General features: G+C 70.8%; 7 protein-coding genes. 5 read left to right on the top strand and 2 right to left on the bottom strand.

From position 1 onward, the window contains the following. The coding region (locus ACFWIA_RS17440) for an electron transfer flavoprotein subunit alpha/FixB family protein (protein ID WP_387005537.1) at positions 1-396 on the top strand (396 nt) is incomplete at its 5' end. Between the two features lie 135 nt (positions 397-531). On the opposite strand, the gene ACFWIA_RS17435 is transcribed toward ACFWIA_RS17440, so the two are convergent. After that, the gene (locus ACFWIA_RS17435; protein WP_387005534.1) at positions 532-1,527 is read right to left on the bottom strand and encodes a LacI family DNA-binding transcriptional regulator; all 996 of its coding nucleotides are present in this window, start codon (positions 1,525-1,527) and stop codon (positions 532-534) included. A 198-nt stretch (positions 1,528-1,725) separates the two neighbouring features. On the opposite strand from ACFWIA_RS17435, the gene ACFWIA_RS17430 reads away from it, so the two are divergent. Further along, on the top strand, positions 1,726-2,754 hold the full coding sequence (locus ACFWIA_RS17430; RefSeq protein ID WP_387005532.1) for an ROK family protein: 1,029 nt from the start codon (positions 1,726-1,728) through the stop codon (positions 2,752-2,754). Between the two features lie 24 nt (positions 2,755-2,778). Here ACFWIA_RS17430 and ACFWIA_RS17425 read toward each other — a convergent pair whose 3' ends face one another. Further along, a complete protein-coding gene (locus ACFWIA_RS17425) occupies positions 2,779-4,068 on the bottom strand; it encodes an MFS transporter (protein WP_387005529.1) in 1,290 nt (429 codons plus the stop codon). A gap of 97 nt (positions 4,069-4,165) precedes the next feature. Between ACFWIA_RS17425 and ACFWIA_RS17420 the strand changes: the two genes are divergently transcribed. From ACFWIA_RS17420 to ACFWIA_RS17410, 3 genes are all read left to right on the top strand, one after another. Then, entirely contained in the window at positions 4,166-5,089 is a 924-nt protein-coding gene (locus ACFWIA_RS17420) for a LysR family transcriptional regulator (protein ID WP_387005526.1), read from the top strand. Between the two features lie 743 nt (positions 5,090-5,832). Then, entirely contained in the window at positions 5,833-7,692 is a 1,860-nt protein-coding gene (gene asnB / locus ACFWIA_RS17415; protein ID WP_387005523.1) for an asparagine synthase (glutamine-hydrolyzing), read from the top strand. Positions 7,693-7,772: 80 nt separating this feature from the next. Next, on the top strand, positions 7,773-9,143 hold the full coding sequence (locus ACFWIA_RS17410) for an aspartate aminotransferase family protein (protein ID WP_387005520.1): 1,371 nt from the start codon (positions 7,773-7,775) through the stop codon (positions 9,141-9,143). Positions 9,144-9,146 lie beyond the last annotated feature (3 nt).

Here is a 9,146-nt window from a genome sequence, read left to right as displayed (position 1 = left end):
GTGGTGTCGGGGCGTCCGGAGTTGACGGAGGCTGCGGTGGTGGTGGCTGGTGGGCGGGGGGTGAACGGTGCGGAGAACTTCGGGGTGATCGAGGAGTTGGCGGATGCGTTGGGTGCGGCGGTCGGCGCCTCGCGAGCAGCCGTCGACGCGGGCTGGTACCCGCACGCGAGTCAGGTGGGGCAGACGGGCAAGAGTGTGTCGCCGCAGTTGTATGTGGCGAACGGGATCTCCGGGGCGATCCAGCATCGTGCGGGGATGCAGACGTCGAAGACGATCGTCGCGGTGAACAAGGATCCCGAAGCGCCGATCTTCGATCTGGTCGACTACGGCGTGGTCGGTGACCTGTTCACGGTCCTGCCCCAACTCACCGACGAGATCAACAAGCGCAAGGGTTAACCTCCGCACCCAGCACGACAGGACCCACACGGCCGACAGGGCCGACAGGGCCGACACGGCCGACAGCCGTCCGGGCCCCCGCGACCACGCACCACACCACCGGTCACGGGGGCCCGACCCATGCCGCGTGTTCGGTCAGCCGGTCTCGCCGGGTATCTCGCCCGATCCGCGTACCAGGAGCCGCGTGGGCAACTCGACCCACTCGGGCGGCGCCGTGCTCGCCCCCCCTTCCAGCCGGGCGAACAGCCGCTCCGCGGCGGTCCGTCCGAGCAGTGCCGCGTCCTGGGCCACCACGGTGAGGCCCGGGTCCAGGAGGTCGGCCAGCTCCAGGTCGTCGAACCCCACCAGCGCGACGGGACGCCGCCACTCGGCGAGGAGCCGTACGACCGTCACCGTGACGCGGTTGTTCCCCGCGAACACCGCAGTGACCGGATCGGCGCCGGACAGCATGTCCCGTGCCGCGAGCCCCACCCGTTCCGGTGAGGTGACGCCGAGCGACATCCAGGAGTCCGCAACGGGTATCCCCGCATCGGCCATCGCCGCCCGGTACCCCCGTAGCCGCTCCGCCGCCGTGTGGATGCGCGGCTGGTCGCCGATGAACCCGATCCTTCGGTGTCCGTGTGCGATCAGGTGCGCCACCCCGGCCCGGGTGCCCCCGTAGCTGTCCGACAGTACGGCGTCCGCCTCGATCCGGCCGGCCGGCCGGTCCACGAACACCGTGGCGATCCCCGCTCTGATCTCGGGCTCCAGGTACCGGTGGTCGTTCCCCGCGGGTATGACCAACAGCCCGTCCACCCGCCGTGCGCACAACGCGAGCGCCAACTCCCGTTCCCGCTCAGGGTCCTGGGCGCTCGACCCGTTGATGAGCAGTGCGCCGTACGTGCGGGCGACCTCCTCGACGGCGCGGCTCAACGGTCCGTAGAAGGGGTCGGCGAGGTCCTCCAGAACGAGTCCGATGCTGGCGGTGCGCCCCTTGCGCAGGACCCGGGCGCTGTCGTTGCGGCGGAACCCCAGTGCGTCGATGGCCTCCTGGACCCGCCGCTCGGTTTCGGGGGTCACCCCGGGCTCGCTGTTGACCACGCGGGAGACCGTCTTGAGGCCGACTCCCGCGCGCGCGGCGACGTCCTTCATGGTCGGACGATTGCCGTAGCGATTCTCGATCCTGGGGGATGTATCGGTCACTATGCGGTGTCCTGTCCTGTCGTCACACGGGTGTTCTGCGAGGGAGGGCGAACGCGTGGCGTCGAGCATAGAGCCTGGACAACGTTGTCAGATGGGGTGAGACTGCCCGACGGGCTTCGACTGCTTTCCCTGGGAGAACCGACTCGGATGCACACCGACCTCGTCGCCGCGCTCGACATCGGCGGAACGAAGATCGCCGCGGCGCTGGTGGACGGCCGGGGCCGGATCGGACTGCGGGCCCGGCGTCTGACACCGGCGACCCGGGACGGTGCGACCGTGCTGCGCGCGGTCGCGGAGACCGTCGGCGAACTGACGGCGTCCCCGTCGTGGCGGAGGGTGCGGGCGATCGGCATCGGTAGCGCCGGACCGGTGGACGCGGCGGCGGGAACGGTGAGTCCCGTGAACGTTCCCGGCTGGCGGGACTACCCGCTGGTCGAGCAGGTGCACGCGCTGGTCGGCGGCGGGCTGCCCGTCCGGCTGGTCGGCGACGGGGCGGCGATGACGGCCGCCGAGCACTGGCGGGGTGCGGCGCGCGGGCACGTCAACGCGCTGTGCATGGTGGTGTCCACGGGGGTCGGCGGCGGGCTCGTTCTGGGCGGGCGTCTGCACCAGGGAGCCACCGGTAACGCCGGCCACATCGGCCACATCAGTGTGGACCTCGAAGGCGAACCGTGTCCGTGCGGGTCGCGCGGCTGTGTGGAGGCTCTCGCGAGCGGCCCGAGCATCGTGCGACGTGCCCGCGCGAACGGCTGGTGTCCGGCTCCCGACGCCGACGCCTCGGCTGCTTCCGTCGCCGACTCCGCCCGCGCCGGCGACCCGGCCGCCCGGGAGGCGTTCGAGCGGGCGGCGCGGGCGCTGGCCGCCGGCATCGCGGCGACCGCGGCGCTGGTGGAGATCGACATCGCGGTGGTCGGTGGGGGAGTCGCCCAGGCGGGGGAGGTGCTGTTCGCCCCCCTGCGCCGGTCCTTGCCCAGGTACGCGACCCTGCCGTTCTGCCGCCCGCTGACCGTGGCCCCCGCATCGTTGGGTACGGACGCGGGCCTCATCGGCGCGGCGGCGGCGGTGCTCGCCCCGGGAGCGGGGCCGTGGCCGTGGGCGGACGACCCCGGGTCCGACCGTGCGCCCGGGGCCGGCACTGCGCCCGGGGGCCATCGGGCCCCCGGGCGGGAAGTCTGACCGGCGACGGGCCGGAGGAGCGGATCAGGTGCTGGTCGGCGCCGCGGCGGCCGGACTCTCGGTCGGTCGGTGGGACGTGGCGGGGGAGTCGTCGGCCGGGCGGGGCGGCGAGGTCCGGCCGGGGGAGAGGAGCCCGACGGCGAAGGCCACCGCTGTGAGGACCGCGGCGCCCCACAGGAGCGTGCTGATGCCGGCCGTGTCCACGACCACGCCGCCGAGGAAGGCACCGAGGGCGATGGCGGCGGTGAAGACGCCGACGTAGAGCCCGGTCACGTGCTCGACGCGGTGCGGCGCGGCCTGGGTCATCCAGATCTGGCAGGCCACGGACAGTCCGCCGTAGGCCAGGCCCCACAGTGCGACGCTGATGCCGGTGAGCACGGAGACGGTGCTGAAGAGGGCGAGCAGCGCGATGGCCGCGCCGATGCCGGCCGTCAGCCCGAGCACCGTGCCCAGCGCGCGGCGTGCCGCCACGGCGCCGGCGGCGAAGTTGCCGACCAGCCCGAACAGGCCGTACACCAGCAGCACCAGGGCGATGGGGCCGGGGGACAGTTCGGTGCGCTCTTCGAGGACCGGCCGTACATAGGTGTAGGCGGCGAAGTGCGCGGTGACCAGGAACAGGATCAGCACCAGCCCGATCACCACCGCCGGGGTGCGCAGGAGTGGTTCGTGGCGGCCCTGCTCGTCCGAGCCGGGCGCAGCGGCCGGGCGGGGCAGGCGGGGCAGGACCAGGACCAGTCCTACGGCGAGCGCCACCGCGGCGACGGAGAGCGCGCCGAAGGCGACGCGCCAGCTGAACGCGTTGCTGACGAAGGTGCCCAGCGGCACACCGACGACGGAGGCCGCCGCGACCCCGCTGACCACGGAGGACACCGCCAGCGCGATGTTGCGCTGGGCCACGAGCCGGGTCGCCACCGCGGCCGAGAGGCCCCAGACGGCTCCCATTCCGAGGCCCAGGACGACCCGGGAGACCACGAGCAGCCCGAAGCCCTGGGCCACCGCGCTCAGGGCGTTGCCCGCCGCCAGCACCACCATGGCCACGGCGAGCACCACGCGTCGATCGAGCGCACCCAGCAGACGGGGGACGGCCGGGGCGGTGACCGCGGTCACCAGACCGGTGATGGTCAGGCTGAGACCGGCCGTTCCCGGGGCGACGTCCAACCCGTCGGCCATCGGGGTCAGCACTCCCACCGGCAACATCTCGGAGGTCACGACCACGAACGTACTCAACGACAACACCAGGACCCCTAGCCATTGCCAGGGGGTCGTGCGATCCGGTTCCGAGCCGGTGCGTGGCACCGGTGCATGCGCGTCCATGCCACCAATCAAGCAGCGCACCGGGGCCGGAACAACAGCGATCTCCTCAAGGTTCCATGAGCTAGAGTAATCAATCACGGGTGCTGAAGGGGATGCGATGAACCAGGTCCACATCCAGGAGATCGAGTGCCTGCTCGTCCTCTCCGAGGAACTGCACTTCGGCCGGACGGCGACCCGGCTCGGGTGTTCGCAGAGCCGGGTCAGTCAACTCGTGGCCGCTCTGGAACGCCGGGTCGGCGTGCGGCTCGTCGACCGGACCAGTCGCAGCGTGGCCCTCAGCCGGTTCGGCGCCCAGTTCGTCAACGAGGTGCGCCCCGCCTACGACACCTTGACGACGGTGATCGCCCAAGCCCGTGAGCGCGCCAGCAGCGGTGCCCTGCGTCAGCTGCGCATCGGCTTCCACGGCAGCGTCTACGAGGAGGTCACCGAGGCGTTCCGCAAGCTCCGGGCCCAGGACGACGTCACGATGGCGCTGAGCGAGATCCCCCTGGGCTCGCCCTTCACGGCGGTGCTCAGCGGCCGGCTCGACGCGGTGGTGGTGGAACTCCCGGTGAACGAGCCCGCGTTGACCGTTGGCTACCGCTTCCCCCCGCAGGACCGACTGCTCGCCGTCGCCAACTCCCACCCGCTGGCCGAGGCCCAGCGCGTGCACGTCGAAGAGCTCGCCCGACTGGACGTCCTGCATCCCGTCGGGGACGCCCCCGACTACTGGATGGCGGCGCGGGTGCCCCGCTCCACCCCCGCCGGCGCGCCGATCCGTTCCACTACCGGGATCACCACCGTTCAGGAGGGGCTGGCGCTGGTGGCCGGGGGTGAGCACGGGATGTTGGTCTGCCGTCCATTGGCGGAGCGGGCCACCCGCAGCGACGTGCAGTACCTGCTGATCGACGGTCTTGACGAACCGTCACAGATGGCCCTGGTGTGGCGGACCGATCGCGGCAGTCGGCAACTGCTCTCGCTCGCGCGTCTGTTGGACGGGGAGTTCGCCCGGGAGAGGATTCCGGAGGGGCTTCCCGCGTGAGTCAATTCCCCTGCTGACCTGGGTAGTTGTGGCAGAGGACGGTTGGCTGGGGGTGCCGTGCGAGCCCCGTTCCTGAGGCGCCGTGATGCGTGCGGCGGGTGAGTGCGGAGCAGGCGACGGGGCGTTCCCCGCCCCCGCCAACTCCCTTGATTCCCCGCCATCTCACATTGTGGAAAGCTCAAGAGAAGTCCTTGTGCCGGCCAATCATGCACTGCGATCATCGCCGCATGAGCACTCCGACCCGCATCGCTGACACGCCATCCGGCGTGCACCGCGGCTCGGTCCTGTGCGTCTGTTGTTGGGCCTGAACCCCCTTTCTGCACGGTTCGGTTCCCGATCTCTGCTGGTCAGCCGCGCATCATCGCGCCGCATCAGCACTGACGCACTCGGAGTCACCACGGTGAACGGCATCGCCCACATAGGTATACCCCCCTGGTCAGCCGGGCGGGCGCCGCACCATCACCCCACGGCCCGTCACTCGGGTGGCGCCGTCCGGGTCCGTTCCCTGTCCACCGATGCGCGCGCGGGGCGGAACTCCGGTCCCGGATACGAGTCCTGTTGTCGCCCCGCGCTCCGTCAGCTCCGCCCGACGGAGCCTGACGCCTTCGTGCTCACGCCGGACGAAGGACGGCGTCGCCCCTAAGGGGCCTCGCACGACACTCACCGGTTCCCCCTGTGCCGATGCCACGGCACCCCCAGCCCACATGCGGGTTCGCGGGCCATGAGAAACGAGAGGATCCTTCATGTGCGGCATAGCCGGCTGGGTTGACCTAGCAGGACTCGGTCCGGACGCCCGGGCCATTGCCGAGAAGATGAACGACGCACAGGTCCACCGGGGCCCGGACGGCTCCGGTGTGTGGCTCTCCCGGCAGGCGGTGATCGCCCACCGAAGGCTTTCGGTGATCGACATCGAGAACGGTGAGCAGCCGATGCTGTTCCCCCCGTCGGGCCCCGAGGCCCGGTTCGCCCTCTCCTACAACGGCGAGCTGTACAACCACCGGGAACTCCGGGTGGAGTTGGCCGCCCGGGGCCACCGCTTCCGCACCTCCAGCGACACCGAAGTCGTCCTCGCCGCCTGGGTGGAGTGGGGGGTGCGCGCCGTCGAACACTTCAACGGCATCTTCGCCTTCGCAATCTGGGACGACCGGGAAGAGACGCTGTGGCTGGTGCGCGACCACCTGGGCGTGAAGCCGCTGCACTACCACCGCGACGGCGACCGGCTGATCTTCGGCTCCGAGGCGAAGGCGATCCTCGCCCACCCCGACGTGGTCACTTCGGTGGACGAGGACGGACTACGGCAACTGGTGCTGCCGTTGCTGAAGTTCCCCGGAACCAACCCGTACCGCGGAATCTCGGAGGTGCTGCCCGGACAGGTCCTGGAGTTCTCCCGGTACGGCGTTCGCACGATTCGCTACTGGGACGTCCGGGACTTCATCGGTCGACCGGCCCGGGCGGACGACCTCGACTCCGCGGTGGAGGGGCTGCGCACGCTGTTGCACGACGCGGTCGCCCGGCAGACCATCGCCGACGTGCCGCTGTGCACGTTCCTCTCCGGCGGGCTGGACTCCTCGGCGGTCACGGCCCTCGCGAACGGCCTGCCGGGGCGCACCTCCCCGGTGAGTTCCTTCTCGGTGGACTTCACCGACGTCGCGGACTCGACCGACTCGCGCTCCGCGCTGGACCGTCGTTACGCACGGGAAGCCGCGGACCACATCGGCTCGCGCCACTCGAACATCGTGCTGGACAGCCAACTGCTCGCCAGCGGCGCGGTGCGGGACGCCACGGTGCGCGCCCGGGACCTCCCCAACGGCTTCGGCGACCTCGACACCAGCCTGCTCCTGCTGTGCCGCGCGGTCCGTGAACACGCGACCGTCGCCCTGTCCGGCGAGGCGGCCGACGAGATCCTCGGTGGCTACCTGTGGTTCCAGGAACCCCGGGCCGTGGAGGCGCAGACGTTTCCGTGGATGGCGGACAGCCCCGCCCACGGCTATCTGCACCAGCGCGTCCTCAGCACGATCGATCCGGGGCTCGCGCGCCAACTGCGCCTGGACGAGTACCTGCGCGACGAGTACGCCACCGCGATCGGCGGCCTCACCTTCGACCCGTCGATCAGCGCGCGGGAGCGCCGCCACCGGGAGATCATCCACCTGGCCATCACCTACTTCCTGCCGATGCTGCTGGACCGCACCGACCGGCTGAGCATGGCCGGCGGCCTGGAGGTCAGGGTCCCGTTCTGCGACCACCGGATCGTCGAACACCTGGTGACGCTGTCCCGGCACGTCCACAACGCGGGCGGTCGGGAGAAGGGCGTCCTGCGCGACGCGGTGGCCGACCTGCTCCCGCCCGGTGTGCTGGAGCGCCGGAAGTCGCCCTACCCGACCACCCCGGACCCCGACTACTCGCGCCAGCTCGACCGGCAGCTCACCGAGGTCCTCGCCGACCCGCCGGACGGGCTCGCGGACATCTTCGCCCCGCACGTACTGACCCCCGGCGGCCTCACCGACGCGGCGAGGTCACACGGCCTCGTCAGCAACTTCGAGGGCGAGGTCGTCCTGAACTTCGCCTCGTGGCTGCGCCAGTACGCACCGAAGCTCGCGATCTAGAACTCCACCCCTACCGCTCGAACCACCCACGAGTACACCGCTGTTCGTCCACCACGGAATGACACCCTGGGAGTGCGACCTTGTCCACCTCTGACATCCAGCAGCAGACCCGTGACCACCTTTGGCTGCACTTCACCAACCACGCGAAGCTCTCCGCCGGCGGCGAGGTCCCGGTCATCACCCGCGCCGAAGGCGCCTACCTCTGGGACGACCGGGGCAACCGGTTCCTGGACGGCCTCTCCGGGCTGTTCGCGGTCAACGCCGGCCACGGACGCCCCGAACTCGCGGAGGCCGCCGCCCGGCAGATCCGCGAACTCGACTACTTCCCCATCTGGAACGCGGTGCACCCGCGCGCGGCGGAACTGGCCGAGGCACTCGCCGAGCGGGCCCCCGGCGACCTGAACCGGGTCTTCTTCACCAACAGCGGCAGCGAAAGCGTGGAGACCGCCTGGAAACTGATCAAGCAGTACTTCAAGGCCATCGGACAGCCCGGCCGCCACAAGGTGATCAGCCGCACGATCGCCTACCACGGCACCACCCAGGGCGCCCTGGCCATCACCTCCCTCCCCGGACTGCGGGCCCCCTTCGAGCCACTCGTACCCGGCGCCCACAAGGTGCCCACCAACGACATCTACCGCGCCCCCGAGCACCTGCGCGACGACGAGGAGGCGTTCGGGCTCTGGGCCGCGGACCGGATCGCCGAAGCGATCGAGTTCGAAGGACCGGACACCGTCGCCGCGATCTTCCTCGAACCCGTGCAGAACTCCGGTGCCGCGATCCCGCCGCCCCGCGGCTACTTCGAACGGGTCCGCGAGATCGCCGACCGGTACGGGGTGGTCCTCGTCGCCGACGAGGTCATCACCGCCTTCGGCCGCATCGGCGACTTCTTCGCGATCAACCGCTACGGCATCACCCCCGACATCATCACCGGCGCCAAGGGCATCACCTCCGGGTACATACCCGCCGGCGCGACGATCGTCAGCGACCGCCTGTTCGAGCCGTTCACGAAGAAGGAGAACACCTTCGTCCACGGACTCACCTTCGGCGGGCACCCGGTCGCCGCCGCCGTCGGGCTGGAGAACATCGCGATCTTCGAACGCGAAAAGCTCAACGAGAACGTCCGCGCGAACGAGGACCTGTTCCGCACCACCCTGGAGAAACTCCTCGACCTGCCGATCGTCGGCGACGTACGCGGCGCCGGCTACTTCTGGGGCGTGGTGCTGGTCAAGGACAAGCACACCCGGGAACCCTTCACCGCCCCCGAACGCCGCCGCCTCCTGGACGAACTGCTCGCACCGGCGCTCCGCGAGGGCGGACTCCACGCCCGGCTCGACGAACGGGGCGACCCCGCGATCCTCCTGGCACCCCCGGCCATCGTCGGCGAAGCCGAGTTCACCTTCATCGAACAGGTGCTGCGCGCGGCCCTGACCGAAGCGTCCCTGAGGTTCTGAGGC

It is taken from the genome of Streptomyces sp. NPDC127068, from assembly GCF_042724695.1.
Lineage (GTDB): Bacteria > Actinomycetota > Actinomycetes > Streptomycetales > Streptomycetaceae > Streptomyces.
The sequence above is the reverse complement of the archived record's forward strand: the minus strand, read 5'-3'. Positions and strand labels throughout refer to the sequence as shown.

What these genes read in the sequence shown, in the direction of transcription:
- ACFWIA_RS17425 (WP_387005529.1), bottom strand. Translation starts at nt 4,068, where the DNA reads ATGGACGCGCATGCACCGGTGCCACGCACCGGCTCGGAACCGGATCGC.
- asnB (WP_387005523.1), top strand. Translation starts at nt 5,833, where the DNA reads ATGTGCGGCATAGCCGGCTGGGTTGACCTAGCAGGACTCGGTCCGGAC.
- ACFWIA_RS17430 (WP_387005532.1), top strand. Translation starts at nt 1,726, where the DNA reads ATGCACACCGACCTCGTCGCCGCGCTCGACATCGGCGGAACGAAGATC.
- ACFWIA_RS17420 (WP_387005526.1), top strand. Translation starts at nt 4,166, where the DNA reads ATGAACCAGGTCCACATCCAGGAGATCGAGTGCCTGCTCGTCCTCTCC.
- ACFWIA_RS17435 (WP_387005534.1), bottom strand. Translation starts at nt 1,527, where the DNA reads ATGAAGGACGTCGCCGCGCGCGCGGGAGTCGGCCTCAAGACGGTCTCC.